This is a genomic window from Streptomyces sp. NPDC107575 (assembly GCF_055657265.1).
In genome coordinates, this window is record NZ_JBVKBG010000004.1 from 747,092 (window position 1) to 773,038 (window position 25,947).

24 protein-coding genes are annotated in these 25,947 nt (G+C 71.7%); 11 read left to right on the forward strand and 13 right to left on the reverse strand.

Going from position 1 to position 25,947, the window contains the following annotated elements; all coding sequences use genetic code 11:
- Positions 1 to 1,380 carry an APC family permease gene (locus ACZ7L4_RS23100; protein ID WP_472105121.1) on the reverse strand — a complete coding sequence of 460 codons (1,380 nt, stop codon included), beginning with the start codon at positions 1,378 to 1,380 and terminating at the stop codon, positions 1 to 3.
- A gap of 75 nt (positions 1,381 to 1,455) precedes the next feature.
- Between ACZ7L4_RS23100 and ACZ7L4_RS23105 the strand changes: the two genes are divergently transcribed.
- Together ACZ7L4_RS23105 and ppgK are read left to right on the forward strand one after the other, a co-directional pair.
- A complete protein-coding gene (locus ACZ7L4_RS23105) occupies positions 1,456 to 2,472 on the forward strand; it encodes a 4-hydroxy-3-methylbut-2-enyl diphosphate reductase (RefSeq protein WP_450811107.1) in 1,017 nt (338 codons plus the stop codon).
- 29 nt (positions 2,473 to 2,501) lie between these two features.
- Positions 2,502 to 3,251, forward strand: coding sequence for a polyphosphate--glucose phosphotransferase (ppgK, locus tag ACZ7L4_RS23110; protein WP_472105122.1), 750 nt, complete (start codon positions 2,502 to 2,504; stop codon positions 3,249 to 3,251).
- An 18-nt stretch (positions 3,252 to 3,269) separates the two neighbouring features.
- Here ppgK and ACZ7L4_RS23115 read toward each other — a convergent pair whose 3' ends face one another.
- Positions 3,270 to 3,899 carry a DUF6542 domain-containing protein gene (locus ACZ7L4_RS23115; protein ID WP_472105123.1) on the reverse strand — a complete coding sequence of 210 codons (630 nt, stop codon included), beginning with the start codon at positions 3,897 to 3,899 and terminating at the stop codon, positions 3,270 to 3,272.
- Between the two features lie 161 nt (positions 3,900 to 4,060).
- On the opposite strand from ACZ7L4_RS23115, the gene ychF reads away from it, so the two are divergent.
- The 3 genes from ychF to ACZ7L4_RS23130 all read left to right on the forward strand — a co-directional run bounded on the left by ychF (position 4,061) and on the right by ACZ7L4_RS23130 (position 5,933).
- On the forward strand, positions 4,061 to 5,149 hold the full coding sequence (gene ychF, locus ACZ7L4_RS23120) for a redox-regulated ATPase YchF (protein ID WP_472105124.1): 1,089 nt from the start codon (positions 4,061 to 4,063) through the stop codon (positions 5,147 to 5,149).
- Positions 5,150 to 5,253: 104 nt separating this feature from the next.
- Positions 5,254 to 5,538: a hypothetical protein gene (locus ACZ7L4_RS23125; RefSeq protein WP_472105125.1), complete on the forward strand. Its 285-nt coding sequence runs from the start codon at positions 5,254 to 5,256 to the stop codon at positions 5,536 to 5,538.
- On the forward strand, positions 5,520 to 5,933 hold the full coding sequence (locus ACZ7L4_RS23130) for a PIN domain-containing protein (protein WP_472105126.1): 414 nt from the start codon (positions 5,520 to 5,522) through the stop codon (positions 5,931 to 5,933). Before ACZ7L4_RS23125 ends, ACZ7L4_RS23130 begins: the two co-directional genes overlap by 19 nt.
- A gap of 12 nt (positions 5,934 to 5,945) precedes the next feature.
- Here ACZ7L4_RS23130 and ACZ7L4_RS23135 read toward each other — a convergent pair whose 3' ends face one another.
- The 4 genes from ACZ7L4_RS23135 to ACZ7L4_RS23150 all read right to left on the reverse strand — a co-directional run bounded on the left by ACZ7L4_RS23135 (position 5,946) and on the right by ACZ7L4_RS23150 (position 10,887).
- A complete protein-coding gene (locus tag ACZ7L4_RS23135) occupies positions 5,946 to 6,413 on the reverse strand; it encodes a DUF7010 family protein (RefSeq protein ID WP_472105127.1) in 468 nt (155 codons plus the stop codon).
- Between the two features lie 24 nt (positions 6,414 to 6,437).
- Entirely contained in the window at positions 6,438 to 7,949 is a 1,512-nt protein-coding gene (locus ACZ7L4_RS23140; RefSeq protein WP_472105128.1) for an APC family permease, read from the reverse strand.
- A gap of 95 nt (positions 7,950 to 8,044) precedes the next feature.
- On the reverse strand, positions 8,045 to 9,397 hold the full coding sequence (locus tag ACZ7L4_RS23145) for an aminotransferase family protein (RefSeq protein ID WP_472105129.1): 1,353 nt from the start codon (positions 9,395 to 9,397) through the stop codon (positions 8,045 to 8,047).
- A gap of 17 nt (positions 9,398 to 9,414) precedes the next feature.
- Complete coding sequence (locus ACZ7L4_RS23150) at positions 9,415 to 10,887, reverse strand: aldehyde dehydrogenase family protein (protein ID WP_472105131.1); 1,473 nt, start codon at positions 10,885 to 10,887, stop codon at positions 9,415 to 9,417.
- Between the two features lie 174 nt (positions 10,888 to 11,061).
- Here ACZ7L4_RS23150 and ACZ7L4_RS23155 point away from each other — a divergent pair, with 174 nt between their 5' ends.
- Positions 11,062 to 11,673, forward strand: a complete 612-nt coding sequence (locus ACZ7L4_RS23155) for a TetR/AcrR family transcriptional regulator (protein ID WP_472105133.1) — start codon at positions 11,062 to 11,064, stop codon at positions 11,671 to 11,673.
- 3 nt (positions 11,674 to 11,676) lie between these two features.
- On the opposite strand, the gene ACZ7L4_RS23160 is transcribed toward ACZ7L4_RS23155, so the two are convergent.
- The 6 genes from ACZ7L4_RS23160 to ACZ7L4_RS23185 are packed head-to-tail and all read right to left on the reverse strand — an operon-like array spanning position 11,677 to position 17,521.
- A complete protein-coding gene (locus ACZ7L4_RS23160) occupies positions 11,677 to 12,594 on the reverse strand; it encodes a LysR substrate-binding domain-containing protein (protein ID WP_472105134.1) in 918 nt (305 codons plus the stop codon).
- 39 nt (positions 12,595 to 12,633) lie between these two features.
- A complete protein-coding gene (locus tag ACZ7L4_RS23165) occupies positions 12,634 to 13,974 on the reverse strand; it encodes an MFS transporter (protein WP_472105135.1) in 1,341 nt (446 codons plus the stop codon).
- Positions 13,975 to 13,976: 2 nt separating this feature from the next.
- On the reverse strand, positions 13,977 to 15,116 hold the full coding sequence (locus tag ACZ7L4_RS23170) for a M20 family metallopeptidase (RefSeq protein WP_472105136.1): 1,140 nt from the start codon (positions 15,114 to 15,116) through the stop codon (positions 13,977 to 13,979).
- Positions 15,113 to 15,790, reverse strand: a complete 678-nt coding sequence (locus ACZ7L4_RS23175) for a DUF1028 domain-containing protein (protein ID WP_472105137.1) — start codon at positions 15,788 to 15,790, stop codon at positions 15,113 to 15,115. The genes ACZ7L4_RS23170 and ACZ7L4_RS23175 overlap by 4 nt, the downstream gene beginning before the upstream one ends.
- A gap of 2 nt (positions 15,791 to 15,792) precedes the next feature.
- Positions 15,793 to 16,242: a RidA family protein gene (locus tag ACZ7L4_RS23180; protein WP_450811093.1), complete on the reverse strand. Its 450-nt coding sequence runs from the start codon at positions 16,240 to 16,242 to the stop codon at positions 15,793 to 15,795.
- Positions 16,243 to 16,252: 10 nt separating this feature from the next.
- Positions 16,253 to 17,521, reverse strand: a complete 1,269-nt coding sequence (locus tag ACZ7L4_RS23185) for a flavin-containing monooxygenase (protein WP_472105138.1) — start codon at positions 17,519 to 17,521, stop codon at positions 16,253 to 16,255.
- 157 nt (positions 17,522 to 17,678) lie between these two features.
- Between ACZ7L4_RS23185 and ACZ7L4_RS23190 the strand changes: the two genes are divergently transcribed.
- The 4 genes from ACZ7L4_RS23190 (at position 17,679) to ACZ7L4_RS23205 (ending at position 21,927) form a co-directional block, all read left to right on the forward strand.
- The gene (locus tag ACZ7L4_RS23190; RefSeq protein ID WP_472105139.1) at positions 17,679 to 18,662 is read left to right on the forward strand and encodes an Lrp/AsnC family transcriptional regulator; all 984 of its coding nucleotides are present in this window, start codon (positions 17,679 to 17,681) and stop codon (positions 18,660 to 18,662) included.
- A 106-nt stretch (positions 18,663 to 18,768) separates the two neighbouring features.
- Positions 18,769 to 20,202: an amidase gene (locus tag ACZ7L4_RS23195; RefSeq protein WP_472105140.1), complete on the forward strand. Its 1,434-nt coding sequence runs from the start codon at positions 18,769 to 18,771 to the stop codon at positions 20,200 to 20,202.
- 37 nt (positions 20,203 to 20,239) lie between these two features.
- Positions 20,240 to 20,470 carry a hypothetical protein gene (locus ACZ7L4_RS23200; protein ID WP_472105141.1) on the forward strand — a complete coding sequence of 77 codons (231 nt, stop codon included), beginning with the start codon at positions 20,240 to 20,242 and terminating at the stop codon, positions 20,468 to 20,470.
- Positions 20,467 to 21,927, forward strand: a complete 1,461-nt coding sequence (locus ACZ7L4_RS23205) for a sodium:solute symporter family protein (protein WP_450811088.1) — start codon at positions 20,467 to 20,469, stop codon at positions 21,925 to 21,927. The genes ACZ7L4_RS23200 and ACZ7L4_RS23205 overlap by 4 nt, the downstream gene beginning before the upstream one ends.
- Here ACZ7L4_RS23205 and ACZ7L4_RS23210 read toward each other — a convergent pair.
- Positions 21,864 to 24,485, reverse strand: a complete 2,622-nt coding sequence (locus ACZ7L4_RS23210) for a discoidin domain-containing protein (protein WP_472105142.1) — start codon at positions 24,483 to 24,485, stop codon at positions 21,864 to 21,866. The genes ACZ7L4_RS23205 and ACZ7L4_RS23210 overlap by 64 nt on opposite strands.
- Before the next feature lie 182 nt (positions 24,486 to 24,667).
- On the opposite strand from ACZ7L4_RS23210, the gene ACZ7L4_RS23215 reads away from it, so the two are divergent.
- A complete protein-coding gene (locus ACZ7L4_RS23215) occupies positions 24,668 to 25,783 on the forward strand; it encodes a threonine synthase (RefSeq protein WP_472105143.1) in 1,116 nt (371 codons plus the stop codon).
- Positions 25,784 to 25,947: the final 164 nt, after the last annotated feature.

Here is a 25,947-nt window from a genome sequence, read left to right on the forward strand (position 1 = left end):
TCAGTCGGCCGTGCCGCCGCCCCGAGCGGGCAGCGACGGCTCCCGGCCCCGCTGCGCCGCCAGCACCACGAGCCCCACGACGAGCCAGATCGCGCCGACCACCTGAGCCGTCGGGGACGCCTCCACGATCACCGCGATCGTGATCGCCGCGCCGATCACCGGGATCACGAGGTGCCGCCACCAGCTGACCTCGCCGCCCCGGCGGCGTACCGCGAAATACCCCACCACGCTCGCGTGCAGCAGCGTGAAGGCCGTCAGGGCGCCGATGTCGACGACCGAGACCAGGTGGTCCATGCCGTCGTCCCGGCTCGCCGCCCACACCGCCGCGACGAGCGTGATCACCGCGGCGAGCAGCAGCGCCACCCGCGGCACCCCGGAGTACGTCCGCGCCAGGGCCTTCGGCAGCCGCCGGTCGCGGGCCATCGCGAACAGCAGCCGCCCGGCCGCCGCCTGCCCGGCCAGCGCCGCGAACGCCGCGCCGATCGCCTTGCTCACCGCCACCAGGTCGTGCAGCCACGAACCGACGGACGCGTCCACGGCGTCGTAGAACGCGCTGCCCTGCTTGCCCGGTTCGGCGACCAGCTGCGCCGACGAGGTGGGTTCGAGCAGCGCCACCAGGTAGGTCTGCACGACGAACAGCACACCGGTGAAGACGAGGCAGAACAGCACCGCCCGCGCGACCTTCGCCGAACCTCCGGTGACCTCCTCCGCGAACGAGGCGATCGCGTCGAAGCCCAGGTAGGAGAGGACCGCCACGGACACCGCGCCGATCACCGCCGACAGCGCGAACGCGCCCTGCGTGCCGTCACCGGTCAGCGGGGACAGCCAGTCGCGCTGCGGGCCGTCCGTGGCGAGGACCACGACCGCCGCGACCACGAAGACCAGCAGGACCACGATCTCGAGCGCCAGGACGGCGAACCCGACCCGCGCCGCCGCCCGCACGCCCCACAGGTTGAGCAGCGTCGTGACGACCACCGCGATCGCCGTCCACACCCACTGGGAGACCGACGGCACCAGGGAGTTCATCGCGATGCCAGCGAAGAGATACGCCACCGCGGGGATCAGCACGTAGTCGAGCATCGCCATCCAGCCCGCGATGAACCCGGGGCCCTTTCCGAGACCCGCGCGCGCGTAGGCGAAGACCGAGCCCGCCTGCGGGGCCACCTGGACCATCTGCGCGTAGCTGAACGCGGTGAACGCCATCGCGATCGTCGCGACGATGTAGACGAGCGCGACCGCGCCGTGCGACTTCGCGTCCAGGGTGCCGAAGACGCCGACGGGCGCCATGGGGGCGATGAAGAGGAGCCCGTAGACGACGAGGTCCCGGAAGCCGAGACTGCGCCGCAGTGCCGCTTCCTCATGTGTGGTGTCGGCGGACATGGAGCCTCCGTAGATCGCGCAGACCCCCAGTCTCCCCACCGCCGCGATCTTTAGCCCCCTGGGCTCGCCCTTACGATGGGGAGCATGACTGCAACGCCTGGCTCCCGCCGCGTCCTGCTCGCCGCCCCCCGGGGTTACTGCGCCGGTGTGGACCGTGCCGTGATCGCCGTCGAGAAGGCCCTCGAGCAGTACGGGGCCCCCATCTATGTCCGCCACGAGATCGTGCACAACAAGTACGTCGTGGAGACCCTGGAGCGGAAGGGCGCCATCTTCGTCGAGCAGACGGAGGAGGTCCCCGAGGGCTCCATCGTGATGTTCTCGGCGCACGGTGTCGCACCGACCGTCCACGAGGAGGCCGAGCGCGGCAAGCTCGCCACCATCGACGCCACCTGCCCCCTGGTGACCAAGGTCCACAAGGAGGCGATCCGCTACGCCAAGGACGACTTCGACATCCTCCTGATCGGGCACGAGGGCCACGAGGAGGTCATCGGCACGTCCGGCGAGGCCCCCGAGCACATCACGCTCGTCGACGGCCCCGAGGACGTCGCCAAGGTCGAGGTCCGCGACCCCGAGAAGGTCGTCTGGCTCTCCCAGACCACGCTGTCCGTCGACGAGACCATGGAGACCGTCGACGCCCTGAAGACCAAGTTCCCCGGTCTCGTCTCGCCGCCCAGCGACGACATCTGCTACGCGACCCAGAACCGCCAGCTCGCCGTGAAGCAGATGGGCGCCGACTCCGACCTCGTCATCGTCGTCGGCTCCCGCAACTCCTCGAACTCCAAGCGGCTCGTCGAGGTCGCCAAGCTGGCCGGCGCGAAGGACGCGTACCTCGTGGACTACGCCTCAGAGATCGACGAGTCCTGGCTGGACGGCGTCACGACCGTCGGCGTCACCTCCGGTGCCTCCGTCCCGGACGTCCTCGTCGAGGAGGTCCTGGAGTACCTGAAGCAGCGCGACTACGCCGACGTGGAGATCGTGAAGGCGGCCGAGGAGTCGATCACGTTCTCGCTGCCCAAGGAGCTCCGCCGCGACCTGCGCGCCGAGGCCGATTCGCTGGTCGGCGGCGCCGGGGAGTCCGCTTCCAAGGAGTGACTGTCGGTCTCCCGTCGTAACGTGGAGTCATGCAGATCTTCGGTGTGGACATCGGCGGATCCGGGATCAAGGGCGCCCCGGTCGACCTGGAGCGCGGCGATCTCGCCCAGGAGCGGCACAAGGTGCTGACCCCGCACCCGGCCACGCCCGAGGGCGTGGCCGACGGGGTCAGGCAGGTCGTCGAGCACTTCGCCGACGCCCGGCCGGACCGGATCGGCATCACGTTCCCCGGCGTCGTCACGGGCGGCTCGACGATCCGTACGGCGGCCAATGTCGACAAGAGCTGGATCGACGTGGACGCGCGGGCCCTGCTGAGCAAGAAGCTCGACGGGCTGCCGGTCACGGTGCTCAACGACGCGGACGCGGCGGGCGTCGCCGAGATGAGCTTCGGCGCGGGCCGCGGCCGCAAGGGCACCGTGCTCCTGCTCACCTTCGGTACGGGCATCGGGAGCGCCCTGTTCAGCGAGGGCGTCCTCGTGCCGAACACGGAACTGGGCCACCTGGAGCTGAACGGGCACGACGCGGAGAAGCACGCCTCCACGAAGGCCCGCGAGGACCACGACCTGAGCTGGGAGAAGTGGGCGCACCGTGTCCAGAAGTACCTGGCGCACGTGGAGATGCTCTGCTCGCCCGAGCTGTTCATCATCGGTGGCGGCATCAGCCGCAAGGCGCACAAGTTCCTGCCGCTGATCGAGGGCATCAAGGCCGAGATCGTCCCGGCCGAGCTGCAGAACAACGCGGGGATCGTGGGGGCGGCGATGGCGGCATCGCGCGTGTAGCGCCCCGGGACGGTCGGGCTACGCGGTGCGCCGCCGCGGGCCCGGCGCCTGGGACGAGGCCTTGCCGCCGGACGCCTGCTGCCGCCCGCCGGCCCGGCGCACCGCGGCCCGCCGGGCCATCAGCCGCAGCTTCCGTACGGTCACGAGCACACCGGTGACGAGCGTGCCGCCGTACAGCCAGATCGCGTTCATGGCGAGCGTCGTCGCGACCCCCATGAACTGCTGGCCGATGCCGCCGGTGCCCTCGGAGATCGGGACGATGCCGACGGCGAACGCGATGGGGACCACGACCGGCGCCGTGACCAGGTCCGCATTGCGCACCCACACCGCCGTGAGTCCGCCGACCAGCAGGAACAGCACGCCGAAGAAGGCTCCGGAGCCGCCGAACAGCAGCCGGTCGAGGAAGCCGACCACGAGCATCGCGGCGATGCAGAACAGCCCGCTGCCCCGCCCGGTGAGCCGTGGATTCGGAAAGCGGAAGGACCGGCGCGTGCCACCGGCGGGCGGCCGGACCGAGCGGGCGGCCCGGTACACGGTGGCCGACTCGGCGGACGGCACGGCGCCGTCCTGATCGCCCTGCGCCTGCGGCGGAAGCGGTGCGGTGCGGCGGGGCCTGGCCTGCGGGGGACGCGTCCTGGGTTGCTCCACAAGGCCAAGATAGATGCGCTTATGTGCCCAATGGCCCAAGGGACACGCCCTTTGGCAGAGCTTGACCGCACTTGGCGCAAGTCTGTCGGGTTCGGCGAGGCCGTAGACTGGTGGACTGCCCAGCCCCACACCCACCCACACCACGTACGGGAAGTCGCAACGTGTCGCTCACGATCGGAATCGTCGGTCTGCCGAATGTCGGCAAGTCGACCCTGTTCAACGCCCTGACCAAGAACGACGTGCTCGCGGCCAACTACCCGTTCGCCACGATCGAGCCGAACGTCGGTGTGGTCGGTGTCCCGGACTCCCGCCTGACCAAGCTGGCCGAGATCTTCTCCTCCCAGAAGGTCCTCCCGGCCACGGTCGACTTCGTCGACATCGCGGGCATCGTGCGCGGTGCCTCCGAGGGCGAGGGCCTGGGCAACAAGTTCCTGGCGAACATCCGCGAGTCCGACGCGATCTGCCAGGTCATCCGCGCCTTCCAGGACGAGAACGTCGTGCACGTCGACGGCAAGGTCGCGCCCAAGAACGACATCGAGACGATCAACACCGAGCTGATCCTCGCCGACCTCCAGACCATCGAGAAGGTCCTCCCGCGCCTCCAGAAGGAGTCGCGCATCAAGAAGGACATCGCCCCGAAGGTCAAGGCGGTCGAGGCGGCCAAGGAGATCCTGGAGCGCGGCGACACGCTCTCCTCCCAGGGCATCGTCCAGGGCTCGGGCAACGAGGAGCTCCTCCACGACCTGCACCTCCTGACGACGAAGCCCTTCCTCTACGTCTTCAACGTCGACGAGGACGAGCTCACGGACGACGCCTTCAAGGCCGAGCAGAGCGCCCTCGTCGCGCCCGCCGAGGCGATCTTCCTCAACGCCAAGCTGGAGGCGGACCTCGCCGAGCTCGACGAGGAGGAGGCCCTCGAACTCCTCCAGTCCGTCGGCCAGGAGGAGCCGGGCCTCGCGACCCTGGCCCGCGTCGGCTTCGACACCCTGGGCCTCCAGACCTACCTGACGGCAGGCCCCAAGGAGTCCCGCGCCTGGACCATCAAGAAGGGCGCCACGGCCCCCGAGGCGGCCGGTGTCATCCACACCGACTTCCAGAAGGGCTTCATCAAGGCCGAGGTCATCTCCTTCGCCGACCTGGTCGAGACGGGCTCGGTCGCCGAGGCCCGCGCGGCGGGCAAGGCGCGCATGGAGGGCAAGGACTATGTGATGCAGGACGGGGACGTCGTGGAGTTCCGCTTCAACGTGTAGCGGTTGTCGTCGCAGAGGGCCCGGCTCTTCGGAGTCGGGCCCTTGGCGTTTCGTGGGTGGCACGAAACGTGGCGGGTTTCCTACTCGTTTGACACAATCGCGGTATGGGTGAGACGACGTACGGCATCGGGGAAGGTCCGGCGACGCGGGTGAGCCTGTCGCTGCCCGAAGGGACCGCGGAGGCGATCCGGGCGCGGGTGGGCAAGCGGGAGTTCTCGGCGTTCATCGCCGATGCGGTGGAGCGGGAGCTGCGCGGACAGGTCCTCGACGAGTATCTGGCCGACTACGAGAGCCGCAAGGGGCCGGTCTCAGAGCAGGCTCGCCAGCGGGCGCGGCAGGTCTTCGACGAGGTGTTCGCCGAGGAGGGCCAGTGGCCCGCCGCAAGCTGACTCACGAAGGGACCCTGGTCCTCGACAGTGAGGGTCTTTCGAAGCTGCTGGCCGACGACGAGCAAGTGGTGGCCCTGGTCGCGGAGGCGCGCTCGCGTGGCATGGAGGTCGTGATCAGTGCGCTCACCATCATCGAGGCCGTCCACGCCCGAACGAACACGTCCCGCCTGGACTGGGTGCTCTCCGGGGTGCGCGTGGTCCCTGTTGGTGACGAAGAGGCGAGGGCGGCCTCGAAGTTGCTGGTGAGTACCGGCCTGCACGGGCACAAGTACGCGATCGACGCGGCGGTCGCGGAGGCCGCGCTGCGACAGCACCGCCCCGTAGTTATGTTGACCTCCGACGCCGACGACATGACCAAGCTCTGCGGCGCTCGAGTCCGGATCGTAGAGGTCTGACGCCGTACAGGCTCAGCCGCGTACGGCCAGGTGGTACGCCGAGCCCCACAGGATCGCGGCGGAGGCGAGGCCCACCGTGGCGCGGACTGTTGCGTCCGGGGTGCCGGTTGCGTGGAGAACGGCGCCGATGACGGCCGCCGCGGTCAGCAGGGCGGCGGTCCACCGGTACTGCCACTGGTCGTACAGCCGTGCCAGTGGGAAGAAGTGCAGGCCCACGACGAGGGCGATGGCGGCGGGGATCAGCCCCGGGCGGCCCGAGGCGTTCGCCGCGGCGATCACCGCGAAGATGGCCACGAGTTCGGCGACGTTGACGATGCCGACGCCGCGGGCCCAGTTCCGCGGCAGGTCGACCGTGCGCGGTGAAGGCGCCGCGCTCCTCCGGTAGCCGAGGTACACGGCCGCCGCGGTGAGGGCGACGGCCGCCGCCTCGAGAGCAAGTGCCGCCGAGCCCGTCCCGGAGGCGCCGGCGAAGGCCCACACCAGGGCGAGCGGAGGCCAACGGTGTCAGACGGTTTCGCGGATCTCCGTGGACGGTTGCCCGGACCGCTTCGCCGCCACCAGCCCCGCCGCGCCGACAAGTAGCAGCACCACGATCGTCCCCAGCGTGAACGTCTCGAAGGTCGTGCGGGAGACGCCCCAGACGTCCATGAAGTCGTAGTCGATGCCGAAGACGGACTCCAGGACGCCGGGGAAGAGGGCCGACCAGGAGCCGACCAGGATCCAGGCGTAGACGAGGGCCGCGCAGGCCATGAAGCCCCGGTTGCCGAAGGGGACCTGGTAGGGGCGGGGGACCTCCGGGCGGCGCAGGCGCAGGACCACGAGGGCCGGGACCACCGCCAGGTAGGACAGCAGGAGCGTCGTCACCGCCACCGTCAGGACCACGCTGAAGATCGCCCCCGTGTCGCCGCGAACCAGTTGCATGGCCGCGAGCATGAACACCGTGGCCACCGCGCCGGACAGCAGGTTCGTGCGGACCGGCGTGCCGAGCTTCGGGTGGAAGGCGCCCAGCGCGCGGCTGAAGAAGCCGCCGTCGGCCGCCGCCATCGCCTGCATGCGGTCGCTGACGATCATCCACGCGCTGCCCTGCGTGAGGAGGGCGAAGACGAACATCACCGCGGTGAGGGTCAACAGCGGCCCGGCCGCCGGTCCGTAGACGCCGAAGACCAGGCGGACGCCCTCCATGAAGCCGCCGATGCCGGTGACCTTCGAGGCCGGGACGACCGCCAGGAGGGCCAGGACCGGCAGGAGGTAGCAGGCCGCCGCGATCGTCGCCGAGCGGCCAAGCGCCGCGGGGACGTCGCGCTGCGGGTCGTGCATTTCCTCGCCCGCCGCGTTCGGCGCTTCGAACCCCACGTAGGCGAACAGGAGGATGGGGACCAGAGCCAGGAAGCCGGCCGTCGTCGGGGCGAAGTGGGCGGTGGCCAGGCCCTGGAAGCCGTGCTCCGCCCCGTACAGGATCGCGGTGACGGTGAAGAGGGCGAGCGACAGGACCTTCACCGCCGCGCCCGCCGTCGTGATCCACTTGCCGCGGCTGAGCGAGACGATCGCGGTCAGGATCGCGATCCACACGAAGAGCAGCTTGAACGTGTAGTCCGCGAACGTGCCCGAGCCCAGGTGGAAGACGAAGCCGTCCCACGTCTCGGCGGCCAGGAAGACCAGCGAACCGCCCAGCCAGATCGGGTTGGTGACCCAGTAGAAGAGGGTCGTGAGCGCGGCCGCAGGGCGGCCGAGGGCCAGTTTCACCCAGACGTACGGGCCGCCCTCCTGCGGGAACGCGGCGCCGGTCTCGGCGAACAGCAGGGCGTAGGGGAGCAGGAAGAACAGGGCGATGGCGGCGGTCCAGGTGGCCGCCTCGCCGCCGCCCGTCGCGATCTGGCCGATGGTGTCGAAGGAGATCACCGCGGCGACGGCCATCGCCGTGATGTCGAAGCGTTTCAGGCTGCGCCGCAGGTTCGAGTCCGAGGCGGAGGCGTCGGGCGGCGTCTGTGGCTCTGCGGAGGGGAGGTTCGTCGACACGGGCAGTTCCTAGGGAGGGAGTCGGGGACTGCGAGCGGTGTACGGGCTGACCATGTGGGCCGGGGCCCGGCGGCGTACCGCCGGGCCCCGTTCTGTCACGCCTCCCGGATCTCGCCGGAGGCGTTCGTGCGCTCCAGGACGCCGCGCAGCGCGGACGCGACCTCCTTGGTCTCGGTCTCCGTCATGATCAGCGGCGGGGACAGGACCAGGCTGTGCGCGGAGTCGCGGACGATGACGCCGGTCTCGCGGCGGATCACGTCGTGCGGCATGCGGTCGGCGTGCAGCGGGAGCGGGGCGCGCGTCGCCCGGTCCGCGACCAGTTCGACCGCGAGCATCATGCCGACGGAGCGGATCTCGCCCACGATGGGCAGGTCGCCCAACTGGGCTTCCAGCTCGCCGTGCAGCGTCGCGCCGATCGTCTTCGCCCGGCCCAGCAGCCCCTCGTTCTCGATGACGTCGAGGTTGGCGAGGGCGACGGCCGTCGCGACCGGGTGGCCGTTGTACGTGTAGCCCATGGGGAAGCCGTGGTCCCGCAGCAGCACCTCGGCGACGTTGTCCGCGACCATCAGCGCGCCCAGCGGCACGTAACCGGACGTGATGCCCTTCGCCGTGACGATGATGTCCGGCGTCACGCCGAAGTACTGGGCCGCGAACCACTCGCCGACGCGCCCGTACGCCGTGACGACCTCGTCGAAGATCAGCAGGATGCCGTGCCGGTCGAGGACCTCGCGCACGCGCGGCCAGTAGTCCTCCGGCGGGACCAGCATGCCGCCGACGCCCATGATGGGCTCGCCGATCATCGCCGCGATGTTCTCGGCGCCGATCTCCGCGATGCGGCCCTCGAGTTCGCGGATCAGGAAGTCCGTCGGGTCCTCGCCGCCGTACAGGTCCGTGCGGTACGGCCACGGCGGCGTGAGGTGCGAGACGTGCGGCATCATCGGGGCGAAGCCCTCGTGGTACAGCGGGAATCCGGTGGCCGAGCCGCCGCCGTAGCCGATGCCGTGGTACGCCTTGTCGCGGGCCAGGATCCAGGTGCGGTCGGTGTCGCCGCGGCGGTGGTGGTAGTAGCGGGCCATCTTGATGGCCGCCTCGTTGCCCTCGGAGCCGCCGGACGTGAAGTACACGTGGTTCAGCGGGTCAGGCGCCAACTCGGCCAGTCGGGCGGCGAGTTCGATGGCCCGGTCGTTGGAGAACTCCCAGAAGCTGGTGAAGTACTCCAGCTTCTTCATCTGCTCGTGGGCGACGTCCGCCAGGTCCTCGCGGCCGTGCCCGACCTGCGCCAGCCACAGGCCACCGGTCGCGTCGAGGTAGCTGCGGCCCTCGGAGTCGGTCAGGCGGCAGCCGGACCCCTCCGTCATCACGACGCGCTCGGTGGCGCTGCCCGGCAGGTAGGGGTGGATGATGTGCGCCCGGTCGAGGGCGGCGAGCTGGTCTGCGGTGCGGCTCATGGTGAGGTCAAAACCTTTCAGCTGTACGCGATCCACGTGGTCTTCAGGCCCGTGTACTTGTCGAAGGAGTGCAGGGAGAGGTCGCGGCCGTGGCCCGACTGCTTGAAGCCGCCGAACGGGGTGAGCGGGCTGAGCGCGTCCACGGTGTTGACCGAGACGGTGCCCGCGGTCAGCGCGTCGGCGACGCGGTGCGCGCGGCCGATGTCCCGCGTCCACACGGACGCGGCGAGGCCGTACGCGGAGTCGTTGGCGAGGCGGATCGCCTCCGCCTCGTCGCGGAACGGCAGGACGACGAGGACCGGGCCGAACAACTCCTCGCGCACGAGGGGCGATTCGGGGGACAGGCCGGTGACGACCGTCGGGTCCAGGTACGCGCCCTCGCCGTCCGGGCGGGTGCCTCCGCAGGCGAGCGTCCCGCCCGCGGCCCGCACCGCGGCGAGGACGCGCTCCACCTGCGCCTCGTCGACCAGCGGGCCGATCCGGGTCGCGGGGTCGAGCGGGTCGCCGGGGATCCAGGCGCGGGCGTGCTCGGCGACGCGGGCGGTGAACTCCTCGGCGATGGACGCCTCCACCAGGAGCCGGGTGTTGGAGGAGCAGACCTGCCCGGCGTTGTACGCGAAGCCCCACGCGGCGCGTTCGGCGGCGGCGTCGAGGTCGGCGTCGGCGAAGACCACGTTGGGGCTCTTGCCGCCCGCCTCGGGCCACACCTGCTTCATGTTCGACTCGGCGGAGTAGCCGAGGAACTTCCTGGCCACGGCGGTCGAACCGGTGAAGACGAGGGTGTCGACGTCCGGGTGCAGGCCGAGCGCGCGGCCCGTCACCTCGCCGGGGCCCGGCACCACGTTCAGGACGCCGTCAGGGAGCCCGGCCTCGGTGGCGAGTTCGGCGAGCAGGAGCGCCGACAGCGGCGACTGCTCGGCGGGCTTGAGGACCACGCTGTTGCCGGCCGCCAGCGCGGGTGCCAGCTTCCAACTCGCGATGTCCAGCGGGAAGTTCCACGGGACGACCGCGCCGACCACGCCGAGCGGGGCGCGCCGCACCAGGGCGAGATTGCCGGGCGGGGCCGGCGCCACCTCGTCGTACAGCTTGTCGATGGCCTCGGCGTACCAGGCGAAGACACCGGCGGCGCCGGGCACGTCGGTGCCGTAGGACTCGGCGATGGGCTTGCCCATGTCGAGGGTGTCGCAGAGGGCGAGTTCCTCGCCGTGCTCCTCGATGAGGCGGGACAGCTTCAGGAGGACGCGCTTGCGCTCGGCCGGGTCGGTGCGGGACCAGCGGCCGTCCTCGAAGGAGGCGCGGGCGGCGGCCACGGCCCGGTCGACGTCGGCGGGCGAGGCGACCGCCACGTCGGCGACGGTCTTGCCGGTCGCGGGGTTGACGGTGGCGAGCCACTCCCCGTCGGAGGGGTCGGCCCACGTTCCGTCGATGTAGAGGCGGGTGCGGGGTGCGAACTCGGCGGCGCGCTGCCGCCAGTGCGAGTGCGTCGTCATGCGGTGACCTTCGATTGCGTACGGCGCGGGGCGTACGGGAGCGGTCTGTGCGAGAACTGCGAGATCCGCGACGGGATCTTTGAAGTTGGATTCAAACAATGCGCCAAGGGTCCGTCAATGCCTCGGAACGGATCCGCTTGATTTTCTTGAACTGCGTAACAGAGAATTAACCGCATGGGAAAACCGGGGAGACCGAAGAACCAGACCGCGCGGCGCGAGGCGCTCGTGGACGCGGCGGGGCGGGCCATCACGGAGCGGGGCCTCGAAGGGCTGCGCATCAAGGACATCGCGGCGGAGGCCGGCATGTCCGCGGGCTCGGTCCTGTACTACTACCCGGAGCTCGACGAGCTGGTCCTGGAGGTGCACCGGGGCGCGGTCGAGCGCTTCCTCGCCGCGCGGCACGCGGTCACCGACGAGGTCGCCGACCCGGTGGAGCGGCTGCGCGCGCTGATCGCCTCCGGTCTGCCGTCCGACCCCGGCGACGCGACGCACGGGCTCCTCTTCGAGCTGCACCGCAGGGCCGACCGCAGCCCCGGGCACGCCGAGCTGATGGCGTCACTGTTCGCGAGCGAGGTGGGCCTGTACGCCACCGCGCTGGAAGTGGGCGCCGCGACCGGGGAGTTCACGCTGACGGCGCCCGTCGGGGACCTCGCCAGGAACCTGGTGGCGCTGGAGGACGGCTACGGCCTGCACATCGTGAGCCGCAATGCCGCCCTGACGCGGGAGGAGGCGCAGCGCCTGATCCGCGTGCACGCGCGCGTGGTGACGGGGTGCGCGGACCTGTAGCGGTCACACCCCGCCCGAGTTCTCCCGCAGTACGTCCATCACCGCGCGGGCCCGCGCGCTCTGCGTCATGCCGCCGAGCGAGGCGATCCTGACCTCCAACGGGCGCCCGGCGTCCCGGAGTTCGAGCTCCGCGATCTCGCCGCCGCCGTAGGTGCGGCCGGTCGCGGGGCGCTGGTTGAGCACGGAGTAGCCGAGGCCGCGGGCCACCATGGAGCGGACCGTCTCGTAGCTGCGGGTGCGGTAGCGGACGTCGGGGGCGGTGCCGGTGGCGGCGACGAGGGAGCGGAAGTAGTCGCGGCTGTGCGGCAGGTCGAGGAGGACGAGGGGCTCCGCGGACAGGTCGGCCAGGGACACGCTGTCGCGGCCCGCGAGCGGGTGGTCGGCCGCCACGATGACGTACGCGGGGGCGCGGGCGATCGTCTCGCTGCGCAGTTCCGGTTCGGTGGACAGGCCCAGGTCGTAGGTGAGGGCGAAGTCGATGCGGCCGGTCGTCAGGGCCTCGACGAGCTCGTCGGCCTCGGCCTCCACCACGTCGATCTCGATGCCGGGGTGGCGGCGCGTGCACTCGCTGAACAGGCGCGGCAGGTAGTACGGGGCGAGGGTCACGAAGCAGCCGACCGTCACCGGGCCGGACAGCTCGGCGCCGTCGCCGCGCGCCTCCCGCTCGACCTCGCGCGCGCGGGCGAGGAGGTCACGGCCCTGCGCCCGCAGCCGCTCTCCCGCCGGGGTCAGGGTCAGACCCCGGCCCCTGCGGCGGATGAACAGCTGCACCTGGAGGTCGCGCTCCAGGTTGTGGATGGCGGCGGACACGGCGGACTGCGCGATGTGCAGCTCCGCCGACGCCTCCGTCATCGAGCCGCGCTCGGCGGCGACCAGGAAGTAGCGCAGCTGAACGAGCGTGAAACCGAGCGGTGACGTCATACGGGGCCCTTGCCAGGTGATCCGGGTACGGGCCCGACCTTATGCCGCTTCCGAAGGACTCCCGGACACGTCCTCCGCGTGCAGCAGCGCCGAACCGGCCGTCTCCTTCAGGGACAGCGCCGCGACGAGCCCGCCCACGGCGAACACCATCAGGTACGGGCCGGGCACGAGCGTGCTCCCGGTCGCCGAGATGAGCAGCGTCATCAGGTACGGCACGGTGCCGGCGAACAGCGCCGCCGTCACGTTGTACGAGATGGAGAGCCCGCTCTGCCGGGTGCGCGTGGGGAAGACCTCCGCCGACCACACGGCGTACGTGCCGAGGATCGCCGCCAGGATCGCGCCGAGCACGAGCCCGCCGACCCAGGTCCCGGCCATCCCGGTCCGCATCAGCCAGAACGCGGGAGTGGAGAGGACCAGAAGGGCCCCCGTCGCCCCGATGAACACCGGCTTGCGGCCCACCCGGTCGGACAGCGCGCCGAACAGCGGCACGAGCACCAGGCCCAGCAGGGAGATCACGGTGGAGAGCAGGGCCGCGCTGTCGGCGGAGTGACCGAGGTGGTCGGTCTCGTACGTGACGAGGTAGGTGAGCACGGCGTAGAACGGCACGTGCATGGCCGTCATCAGGCCCGCCGCCTGGAGCAGTTGGCGCTTGTGGGTGCGCAGCAGTTCGCGGGCGGGGCTGCGCGGGACGGTGTCGTTGGCTTCGAGGGCCCGGTACTCCGGGGTGTCCTCGATCTTGTTGCGGATGACGACGCCGATGATGCCGAGCGGCGCCGCGATCAGGAACGGGATCCGCCAGCCCCACGAGGTGAGCTGCGCGTCGTCGAGCCCCGAGGACAGCAGCAGGAAGACGAAGGAGCCGGCCAGGAAGCCGAGCAGCGAGCCGACCTCCAGCCAGCTCACGCCGAAGCCGCGGCGGCGGCGCGGCGCGCTCTCGGCGAGGAAGCTGGCGGCGCTGCCGAACTCGCCGCCCGCCGCGAAGCCCTGGACCAGCCGGAGCACGACGAGGAGGATCGGCGCGGCGATGCCGATCGAGTCGTAGCCGGGGAGCAGGCCGATCGCCAGCGTGGCGCCGGACATCATGAAGATGACCAGGGACAGCGTGCGCTTGCGGCCGATCTTGTCGCCGAGCGGCCCGAAGACGAGGGCGCCGATCGGCCGGACGCCGAAGGAGACGGCGAAGACGCCGAACACGGCGAGCAGCCCGGTCGTGCTGTCGTCGGCGGGGAAGAACACGGTCGCGACGGTGCCCGCGAGATACGCGTACGCGGCCCAGTCGAACCAGTGGACGAAAACGCCGACGGCCCCGGCCGCGACGCTCCTGCGCAGGGTGGCGGTGTCGGCGGTCACCCCGGTCTCGGACTGCTCGGTCACGGTCATGTCTACGCCTCCTCGGAAGGTCCGGCCCGGTCCACGCCCGTCCACGCCAGCGCGACCGCCGCGTCGAGCAGCGCCCGCTCGGCGGTGGAGCCCACGCAGTACGCGGCGAACTCGTGCTGGTGGTTGGTGGCGGGCAGGGAGCCGATGCCGATGTAGGGGTGGATGGCGGGCACCACCTGCGACACGTTGCCCATGTCGGTGGAGGCGCGGTTCATGCGGGCCGCCTGGCCGGGCGGCGCGAACTCCCGGCCGAGCGCGAGGGCGTTGGCCCGGTAGTGCGCGAGCGCGGACTCGTCGGCGCGGAACTCGGCGTACGGCTTGCTCTCCGGTTCGATCTCCAGGTCGCAGCCGGTCGCGAGGGCGCCCGCCTCGAAGGCGCGCATGACGCGCGGCTCCAACTCGGCGAGTTCGGCGAGGGTTTCGGCCCGGACGTACCAGCGCCCGCTGGCGCGCTCCGGGATGGCGTTCGGGGCGTCGCCCGCGTGCGTCACGACGCCGTGCACGCGCGCGGAGGACGGGAGCTGCTGGCGCAGCAGGCCGATGGCGACCTGCGCGACGGTGAAGGCGTCGGCCGCGTTGATCCCGGACTCCGGGTAGGCGGCGGCGTGCGCCGACTTGCCCGTGTACGACACCTTGGAGTGGCTGACCGCGAACGGCTGCGCCTCGGCGACGTCGACCGGCGCCGGGTGCGCCATCATCGCGAGGTCGACCCCGGCGAAGGCGCCCCGGTCGAGCAGCTCGATCTTGCCGCCGCCGCCCTCCTCGGCGGGGGTGCCGTAGACCTCCACGGTGAGCCCGAGGTCGTCGGCGACGGCGGCGAGGCCCAGCGCGGCCCCGATCGACGAGGCCGCGATGAGGTTGTGCCCGCAGGCGTGGCCGAGGCCGGGCAGTGCGTCGTACTCGGCGCACAGCGCGATCCGGCGCGGACCGCTGCCGAAGGAGGCGTGGAAGGCGGTGTCCAGGCCGAGGTACTTCGACGTGACGTCGAATCCGGCCCGGTCGAGCAGCTCCGGCACGGCGGCCGCCGCCCGGTGCTCCTCCCACGCGGTCTCCGGGTCGGCGTGCAACCGCTCGGACAGCGCGATCAGCTGCGCGGCGTGCCGGTCGACCTCCTTGCGGGCGGCGTCCTTGAGGGCACTCATCGTTCGTCCCCGGGGACGCCGTACGAGGGCGAGCTCGCCGGGTCGAGGCCGCGCGTCACGTAGTCGTCGCGCTGCGGCAGCCAGACGTCGAGGAGTTCGCCGAGCCGGTCGATCGGGTCGTCGGCCCAGTCGATGCGCAGGTCGGTGACCCGCCAGCCGACGTCGGCGACGACAGCGAGACCCGCGGAGTGCACGGGACCCTCCTCGCCGCCCGCCGCGACGGCGGCCTTCATGGCGGCGACCAGACGCTCCTCCAGCTCGCCGGTGGCCTCCTCGTACGCCTGGAGGAGCACGCCGGGGATGTGGGTCCCGGAGAGCATGTTCCCGGCCGCCACCGCGCCCTCGGCGGTGGCGGTGGCGTACGTGCCGAGGGTGTGCGGACCGCTGTACGCGAAACCGGGGCCCGTGCGGCCCAGGACGGTCAACTGCCGGTAGGCGATGGTCTTTTCGTGCCGCGGATCGCCGGTGACCCCGGCAAGGGCGCGCTCCGCGTCGCCGTGCTCGGAGAGGCCGTCGAGCAGGGCCGTGCCGAGCGTCGGGTCCGTGATGTTCTGCGAGGACGCCGCGCCGACGCCGGGCCGCAGATGGGCGATGCGGGCGGCGACCGCGGGGCTCGACGAGCTGCCCACGATGCCGAACCGCTCACCGTCGCGTACGACGAGGGAGAACGTCATGGCTAGGCCTCCTTCGACGACTGAGGGATCACGGCGACCGCGTCGATCTCGCACAGCCACTCCGGGCGGGCGAGCGCCGAGACGACGATGCCGGTGGAGATGGGGTGGACGCCCTTGGTCCAGCGGCCGACCGTGCGGTACACGGCCTCCCGGTAGCGCGGATCGATCAGGTAGATCGTCAGCTTGACCAGGTGTTCCATCCGGCTGCCGGACTCCTCCAGCAGCATCTTGATGTTCGCCATGGCCCGCTCGGCCTGCGCCTCCGCGTCGCCGACGCCGACGTTCTCGCTGGTGTCGAGGTCCTGGCCGATCTGGCCGCGGACGTACACCGTGTCGCCGGCGACGACGGCCTGGCAGAGGTCGTTGTCGAGGTTCTGCTCGGGGTAGGTGTCGCGGGTGTTGAACGGCCGGATCCGGGTGTGCCCGCCGGCCACGATCGGGGCGTTGGCCATGGTCTTCTCCCTAGTTGCTGCCGTACGCGAGGTATCCGCGCCGGGTCGTGATGTGGTCGGCGACGTACTTGGCGTCGTGCCAGACGCCCCAGATGAAGCTCGAACCGCGCCGGGACAGCCACGGCAGGCCGAGGAAGTAGACGCCGGGCTCGGTGGAGACCCCGCGGCGCTGGTCGGGGCGGCCGTTCTCGTCGTACGCGTCGACGTCGAGCCAGCTGTAGTCGGCGGCGAAGCCCGTGGCCCAGACGATCGACGTGACACCTGCTTCAGCGAGGTCGAGGGCGAGGCGCGGGTCGGTGACGCACTCGGGGTCGGGGCCGAGGACGTGCGCCTCGGGCTCCGCGGGCAGGTCGAGCCCGTTGCGCTCGGCGTACGCGTCGGCCGCCCGCAGCAGCTCCAGGTACTTCTCGTCGCCGAGCGCGATGTTCTCCGCGAGGTCGGGCGCGAAGCTCAGCACCCCTTCCTCGTACGCGGAGGTCATGCCGAGGAGCTCGATGCCGGTGCCCGCCAGCTCGCGGAAGTCCACGGAGTGGCCGCCGCGCGCCCCGCTGACCGCGATGGTCACATGGGCGGCGCCCTGCGGCGGCGTCGTCAGGTCCCACAGGCCGAGCACGCCGAGCCACCAGCAGAAGTCGCGGCCGCGGTACTGCCGCGGCGGACGGTCGTGCGGCCCCACGGACAGGAACACGCGGCGTCCGGAGCGGCGCAGCTCGTCGGCGATCTGCACGCCCGACGACCCGGCCCCGACCACCAGGACGGCGCCCTCGGGGAGTTGCTCCGGATTGCGGTACTCGCTGGAGTGCAGCTGCGTGCGCACCGCGCCCTCCGGGACGATCGGCGGGATCACGGGGCGCTGGAAGGGGCCGGTCGCGGCGACCACGAACCCGGCGTCGATGGTGCCCTCGGACGTCTCGACGAGGAAGCCGGCGCGGCCCTCGTGCTTGCGCACCTTGGACACCTCGACGCCGCACCGCACCGGGGCGTCGATCTTCTCGGCGTACCGCTCGAAGTACTCGGCGACCTGCTCCTTCGTCGCGAAGGCGTCGGGGCCGACGTCGGGGAACTCCAGGTTCGGGAAGCGGTCGTGCCAGGCCGGTCCGTTCGCGACGAGCGAGTCCCAGCGCTGGGTGCGCCACCGCTCGGCGATCCGGTCCCGTTCGAGGACGATGTGCCGGATGCCCAGGTTCCCCAGGTGCTCGCTCATCGCGATGCCGGCCTGGCCGGCGCCCACGACGACGACCTCTGTCTCTTCGCCGGGCAATGCAGCTTCATTGGGCATTAAAGCCTCCACTTGAGCGGTAGTTGGTCCATCGCTGGTTCCGCGGCACCGCACGAGACATCTTTCGACGCGCTCCCACCCCTGTCCAACAGATGTTTCCGGGGAGAGTGATCGGTTTTTCAGATGTGGCCTGGGAGGGCTCGACTAGGGTCGTCCCGTGACCATCGAGCAGAATCCGACCGCGCCCCCCGCCCCGCTCGACGAGCTGGACCGCCGCATCGTCGCCGCCCTGCAGATCGACGGGCGGGCCTCCTGGCGGCGGATCGCCGATGTGCTGGGGGAGCCGGAGCGGAAGGTGGCGCGGCGCGGGCACCGGCTTGTGGAGAGCGGGGACGTCGCGGTGCGCGGGCTCGTCGTGCGCGGCGAGACCGTGATCCTGCGGATGAACTGCCGGCCCGGGTCCGTGCGGGAGGCCGCGCTCGCCACGGCGCGGCGGCCCGACGTCGTCTTCTCGTACGTGCTGGCGGGCGTCGCCGACTGCGTGGCCGAACTGCAATGCCCGCCCGGACGGTTGGGCCGCCTGATGCTGGACGACGTGCCCGCCCTGCCCGGCCTCGTGCAACAGCAGGTCTCGCCCGTCCTGCGCTACTTCCGCACCGTGCACGAGTGGTCGCCCGGCATCCTCGACGACGCCGAGGCCGAGGCGCTCGGGGGCGGCGAGCGGCAGGACGACCGGGTGGGCCTCACCGACATCGAACTCGCCCCCGACGAGGAGGCCATCCTGCGCGCCCTCGCGGCGGACGGGCGGTGCACGAACGACGAACTCGCCGCCGTCGCCGGGGTCTCGGTCGCCACGGCCAGGCGCCGCGTCGAGGCGCTGAGCCGCGCCGGGCTCGTCAGCATCCGCGCGGTCGTGGAGCCCGCGCTGCTCGGCCTGCCCGTGCAGGCGCTGCTGTGGATCAGGACCCGGCCCGGCGAGGTCGAGGAGGTGGGCCGGCTGCTCGTCGAGTCACCGCTGGTGCGGTACGCGGCCGTGGTCATGGGGGAGCACCAGCTGCTCGTCGACGTGACCCAGCCGTCGAAGGAGGCGCTGCACGCCTTCCTGACGGAGGCGCCGTGGGTGGCCAGGGCCGAGTCCGTGCAGTCCCATCTCGTGGTCGAGGCGTGGAAGCGCAGCGGAATGACCGTAAACGCCAGCTGAGGAATCTTGGCGTCCGAAAAGTTCATCCAGTACGAGGCATTGACTTAAACGGTCAGCCGGTCGCAGTGTGAGGGCGCACACAGTCGCCTCCTGCCCGAGGACGGTCATGCCCGTACGCCCCACCGATTCCGACGCCCTCTGCGAGCTCGACGCCGTCGAGCTCGCCGACCGTATTCGCCGCCGCGAACTGTCGGCGCGCGAGGTCGTCTCCGCCCACCTCGACCGCATCGAGCGCGTGAACCCCGCGCTCAACGCCATCGTCACGCTCGACGCGGAAGGCGCGCTGGCGGCGGCCGGGCGGGCGGACGAACTGGCCGCGTCGGGAGCCGAGTTGGGGCCGCTGCACGGGCTGCCCATCGCGTTCAAGGACACCCACCTCACCCGCGGCATGCGCACCACGCACGGCTCGCCGCTCTTCGCCGACCACGTGCCCGACGAGGACGAACTCCTCGTCGAGCGGGTCCAGGGGGCCGGCGCCATCCGCATCGGCAAGACCAACGTCCCCGAGTTCGCGGCCGGTTCGCACACCTTCAACCCGGTCTTCGGCGCGACCCGGAACCCGTACGACACGAGCCGCTCGGCCGGTGGCAGCAGTGGCGGCGCCGCCGCCGCGCTCGCCGCCCGGCTCACCCCGATCGCCGACGGCAGCGACATGGGCGGCTCGCTGCGCAACCCGGCCTCGTTCTGCAACGTCGTCGGCCTGCGCACCACGCCGGGCCGCGTGCCCTCGCTGCCCTCGGGCGACCTGTGGGAGACGCTCGGGGTCGCCGGGCCGATGGGGCGCACCGTCGCCGACGTCGCGCTGCTCCTGTCGGCGATGGCGGGCCCGGACCCGCGCTGCCCGCAGTCCCTGGAGACGCCGGGTTCCGTGTTCCGCGCGCCGCTGGAGCGCGACCTCAAGGGCCTGCGCGTCGCGTACGCCCCCGACCTCGGCGGCCGCGTCCCCGTCGACCCCGAGGTCCGCGAGGTCGTCGCCCAGCAGGTCAAGGTGTTCGAGGCGGCGGGCGCCCACGTCACCGAGGACTGCCCCGACCTCGACGGCGCAGAGGACGTCTTCCGCATCCTGCGCGCGCAGGCCTTCCGCACCGGCCTCGGCCCGCTCCTGGAGACCTCCCGCGAGCAGCTCAAGCCCAGCCTGGTCTGGAACATCGAGGAGGGTCTCGGGCTCACCTCGGCCGACCTGGCCCGCGCCCGCACCGAGCACAGCCGCCTGCACCTCGCGGGCGTCGCCTTCTTCGAGCGCTACGACGTGCTGATCGCCCCGGTCAGCCAGGTCGTGCCGTTCGACGTCGACCTGGAGTACCCGACCGTCATCGACGGCCGACAGCAGCACACGTACCTCGACTGGATGCGCTCCGCGTATCTGCTCACCGTCCTGGGCGCACCCGCCCTCTCCGTCCCCGCCGGCTTCACCGATGCCGGCCTTCCGGTCGGCCTGCAGATCGTGGGCCCGCCGCGCGCCGAGCGCACCGTCCTGGAGATCGGCGCCGCCTACGAGGCCGCCACCGGGCACGGACGCCGCGCACCCAGGCTTCCCTAGGCCCCCAGGGCCCTTACTCCCCCTTGCTGGAGCCCCGATGAGATCTCCGCACATGTTGTGGGCCGCCGTGCCCGTTCTGGCCTTTCTCAGCACTCCGTTCCTGCCGTTCGTCAACGGGCCCCACCTGTGGTTCGGCATCCCGTCGGTCCTGGCCTGGTGCCTGCTCTGGACGGTGGGCACCACCGTGGCTCTCGCCGTCGTCGACCGGCTGGTGTTCGCCGGCCGGCCCGAAGAGGGGGACGTGGAGGACGAGGTGGCCGCCGCATGAACAGCACCATGGTCATCACGGTCCTCGGCATCGTCGCCATCGCGACCGTCGGCGTCACGGGCCGCCGCGCCCCCAGCAAGGAACTGGGGGAGTGGACCGTCGCCAAGCGCGGGTTCTCGACCTTCACCACCTGGTTCCTCCAGGCGGGGGAGGCCTTCACGACCTTCAGCTTCCTCGGCCTCGCGGGCATCGCCTTCGGCGGCGGCGTCGCGGCGTCCTTCGCGGTCTGCTACCTCGCGATCAACTTCATCCTGCAGTACTTCACCGCTCCCCGGATGCGCCAACTCGGCCAGCGTGGCGGGTACTTGACGCAGGCCGACTTCTTCGTCGACCGCTACCGCAGCCCGCTGCTCGGCAAGGTCGTCGCCGTCGTCGGAGCGGTGTTCCTGCTGCCGTATCTGCAACTGCAGATCACCGGGCTCGGCATGATCGTGCAGCTCGCGACCGGCAGCACCACCGGCGGCAACCTGAGCATGGTCCTCGCCACCGTCCTGACCGTCGTCTTCGTCCTGTGGTCGGGCATCCGCGGCATCGCGCGGGTCGCCTACCTCAAGGACGCGCTGATGATCATCGGGCTCGTGGTGCTGGTCGCGGGCGTCGCCCTGTCCGTCAACGGCGGCATCGGCGGCCTCTTCGAGACGATCCGCGCGGACCACGCGCAGTTGCTCACCCTGAACCAGGAGGGCTACGACGGCACGTTCTTCGTCACCGCCGTCATCATCTCCGGCATCGGTGGCGGCCTCGGCACCATGGCCCACCTGTGGCCGCCGGTGCTCGCCGCCCGCAGCGGTCGCGTGCTGCGCTCCAACGCGATCTGGCTGCCGCTCTACCAGGTCGCCCTCGGCATCCCGATCGTCATCGGTTTCGCCGGCGTCCTGCTCGCGAAGAAGGGCACCGAGCCGAACGGCGTCGCCCTCACCCTCGCCGGACAGACCCTGCCGGGCTGGCTCGTCGGACTCGTGGCGGTCGCCGCCGCCTCCGCCGCGATGGTGCCGTCCGCCGCCATCGTCGTCGGCATCTCCAGCCTGCTCTCCCGCAACCTCCTGAGCGTCCGCAACGAGCGGACCCAGCTGCGCACCAACCACCTGTGCGTGGTGGCCGCCGCGGGCCTGGCCCTCGTCCTCGGCCTGACCCGCCCCGGCCTCCTCTCCGACCTGCTGCTCCTGACCTACGGCGGCCTGACCCAGCTCGCCCCGGCGATCGTGATGGGCCTGGCGAAGAAGGTCAGGCTGGGGGCGGTGCCCGCGCTCATCGGCATCCTGTCCGGCGTCGCGGTGCTCGCCTGGCTGACGTTCGGCTCGGTCGACGTCGGCACCGTGGACACCGGCCTGATCGCGCTCGCCGTCAACATCGTCGTCACGGCCGGTGCCCAGCTCGTCGTACGCCCCCGGGCTCAGGACACGGTCAACTCGCCGACGGACTCGGCCGATTCGCCGGTCTCGGTGAGCCGCACGTAACGCCCGGTCGTCGCGCCGTCGAACGGCTTCCAGTGCTCACCGTCGGGCGACGTGTCGATCCTGTACTCCTTGGCCCCGGTCACCTCCACCTTGTTCACGGGCCGGTCCCCGCCCAGATCGACCGTGAGCGAGGCGCCGGGTGCGGCCGGGTGCCAGGTCGTCGCCGGATTGCCGTCGACGGCGGCGCCCGCGTACTGGCCGGGGTCCTCGGAGGTCGCCCTCGCGGCCTTGCAGCGGGCGAGGTCGGTGGTCGGCGCGAGGTCGGGGCGGCGGGTCGGCAGGGTGAGCCCGGCGCCTGTCACGACCTTGCGCCCGCCCGGGGTGTCGACGGCGAAGGGCGCGCCACCGGTGAGCCGCACACGGGTGGTCCTGGCCCCGATCTCGACGTCGTACGTCCGCCCCCGCCACTGAAGTCCCTTGACGTTCACGCCCGTCGAGAGCTGCGGCGGCAGCATCGGGTCGAGCCGCACGGCGTCGTCGTCCTGGAGCCGCATCCCGGTCAGCCCATGGGTGAACACCTGCAGAAAGCCGCCCTTGCCGGTCAGGAAGTCCTGCGCGGGCGTCCCCGCGAGCGCGTCCCCGGCGCCCGCCTTCTCGCCCCGCGACTCCGAGAACGTGCCGAACGGCCCCCGGAAGAAGGGCCGCGAGGCCCGCTCCAGGAAGGTGTACGTCGAGCAGCCCGGCTCCCCGATCCCGGCCGCCGCCACCGCGTGCACGGAGTCCGTCATCGCCGGTCCGTCGCGGTCGGTGTGCGCGGCGTAGTAGTCGAGGGTCGCGGCCGCCGCGCCCTTCGGCATCGGCTTCCAGTCCAGCGGATACAGCAGCAGCACGGCGTCCGCCTGCTTGATGTCGGCGCCCTTGTCGATGTCGTACCCGGCGTACTGCAGAAAGACCTTGCGGTCGCGGTCGTACGGGATCCGGAGCCGGTCGGCGATCTCTTCCCACACGGCCGGGGCGCGCTCACCCACCAGCGCGGCGGCCTTCGTCGCGTCCCGCAGCGAGGTCGCGGCGACGGCGTTCGTGTAGACGCCGTCGTCGACGCCGTTGCTGTACTCGTCGGGCCCGGCGACGTCCTTGACGGAGTACGAGCCGTCGTCCTTGTTCGGCGTGACGCGTCCGCTCCAGTACGTGGCGAGCCCCTTGAGCAGCGGCCAGCCCCGCTCGCGCAGCCAGGCACGGTCCCCGGTCGCCTGGTAGTACTGCCAGGCGGCGAGCGCGATGTCGCCCTGGAGGTGGTTCTGGGTGACGCAGTGCGGCGGGTTCCAGCTCTGGCACTCCTTCCACAGGTCGCCCGAACTCGCGCTGGTCCAGGGGTACATGAACCCCTTCTGCGAGGTCTTGAGCGCATTGTGGGCGGCGGCGCCGCGCGTCCGGTACCGGTACTCGAGGACCGGCTCCGCCAACTCGGGCCGCGTGGCGAGCATCGACGGATACATCCACGTCTCGGCGTCCCAGAAGACCATGCCCGCGTAGTTGTCGCTGCTCAGTCCGGTCGGCGCGATGCTGTTGCGGGCGCCGGGCCGCAGCGAGGACAGCAGCCCGTACTGGGCGGCGCGGACCCGCGCCTGCAGCGCGGGGCGGCCGGGCGTCTCGATGTCGGCGGCCCAGAGCTTCCGCCAGGCGGCGTTGTGCCGCAGGACGAGCGCGTCCCACCCGCCGGCCGCCGCGCGCTTCGAGGCCGCCAGCGCTCCGGCCCTCGGATCCTTCGACGTGAGACCGGTGTCCACGCCCACGAACTTCGTGACGTCGTACGCGACGCCCTCGGTGGCCCGGAAGTCGGCGGACTGGCTGGTGCCGAGCGAGCCCTTCGCGGGGCGGGCGGTGTGGGTGCGGCCGGGGGAGCGGAGGGTGGAGGCGACGGTGCCCGGGGTCCCGGACCCGTCGGTGCGGAAGCCGACGGCGGCCGTGCGCTTGCCCGCCGGGCCGCTGCCGGTTCCGGTGATCCGGCGGGCGCCGCGCGCGTCGATGCGGTCGGTGACGGTGACCTCGCCGGACCAGTGCGGAGCGACACGCAGCCGCACCGCACCGACATGCGGATCCGCCCGGTCGGCGAGCACCTCGTACGTGAGGTCGGTGCGCTTCCCGTCCTCGTGCACCCACGTGACCTCGGTCCGCACGACGCCGCAGCGCATGTCGAGCGTCTGCCGATAGCCCGCGGTACGACTGCCCGGCCCGTACGTCTCCCCGCGCGCGTGCACATCGAGGGCGGTCCAGCCGGGGAGCGCGGCGACGGCCTCCCGGTGAGCGGTGTTCTTCGGCCCCCGCCCATAGAGCCCGGAGACGAACGCGCCGTCGTACGGCGGCGTATAGAGCGGCCACCCGGTCTTGTCCCCCTCCGCACCGGTCCTCGCATAACCACTCCCCACGGGCGGCACCCGTACACCGAGATACCCGTTCCCGACGTAGGCGTGGTACGGACTCTCGGGGTCGGCGGTACGGGTGCTCAAGGCCCATCCGGGCCCACCGCAACCGGGGACTCCGGGCGCCGCGTGGGCGGCGGGAACGAGCGTGGCACCGACGACGAGCGTGGCGAGAGCAAGGAAAGGCGCTGGCTTCATGGGGAGAGGGTGATCCGTCCGCACCCACCAACGGCGGACGCGCGCCGGAGCAGGCGGGTACATCAAGGCTCTGCGGCGGGTGAGCAAATCAAGCCCCGCCGGCGATTGAGGCGCGGGGTCCGGGGCAGAGCCCCGTGGCCGCAACACCGTCCCAGCGCAACACGTCCGCTTAACCTCACCGCATGAGCCTGACCACCTACTGCCCCGCCGACGGCACCCGCATCCCCGCCGGCTCCCTCACCTGGCGCTGCCCCACCTGCCACGGCCCCCTCGACCTCGACTACTCGCCCACCCCCGCCCCGCTCAAATCCCTCGCGGGCCGCACCAGTTCGATGTGGCGCTACGCCGAATGCCTCCCCCTGCCCCGCCCGGACTGCACCCTCGGCGAAGGGCGGACGCCCCTCGTCCCGCTCACCGCGGACGTGGACGCCAAGCTGGATTTCCTGATGCCCACCCTCTCGTTCAAGGACCGCGGCGCGGTGATGCTCGCCGCGCTCGCCGCCCGCCTCGGCCCCGAACGCGTCATCGCCGACAGCAGCGGCAACGCGGGCACGGCCGTCGCCGCCTACTGCGCCCGCGCCCGCCTCGCCTGCACGATCTACGTCCCCGAGAGCACGTCCGCGAAGAAGCTGGAGCAGATCCGCGCCCACGGCGCCCGCCTCGAAGTGGTCCCCGGCGACCGCGAGGCCACGGCCCGCGCGGCGCGCGCCGCCGCCGACGAGGACGGCGTGTTCTACGCCAGCCACGTCTACAACCCGTACTTCCTGCACGGCACCAAGACGTACGTCCACGAGATCTGGGAGGACATGGGCGGGCGCCTCCCCGAGGTGCTGGTCCTCCCCGTCGGCAACGGGACGCTGCTGCTCGGCGCCGCCCTCGCCGTCGCCGAACTGCACCACGCGGGGCTCATCGACCGCCGCCCCGCCCTGCACGCCGTGCAGTCCGCCGCGGTCGCCCCGCTCGCGCGCGCGTGGCAGGCCGGTTCGGACGAGATCGTGGTCGACGACGCCCCGGCCCCGACCGCCGCCGAGGGCATCGCCATCCCGAACCCGCCGCGCGCCCGCCAGATCCTGCGCGCCGTACGGGAATCCGGCGGCGCCTTCCACACGGTGACGGAGAGCCAGATCCGGCACGCCCAGCTGGACCTCGCCTCCCGCGGCCTGTACGTCGAGTCGACCAGCGCGGTGTGCTGGGCCGCGACCCGGGAGGGCGGCACCGTCGGCGGCCGGAGCGCGGTGGTCCCGCTGTGCGGCGCGGGACTCAAGACGGGACTCGTCCCCGACCCCGGAAACGTATGAATGCTCGAACCGTGGTCCGATGTGTGAATGATGCACTACCTGGGCAAAGTCGCTGCGTAAAGGCCTCCGACGTCGGAAGTCATCACATCGAGTGATTCTTTGGCCTTTGCTTGCACGCCTCAACCCACGGTTGCCACGCTGTTGCTGTCTGTCAATCTGATGGG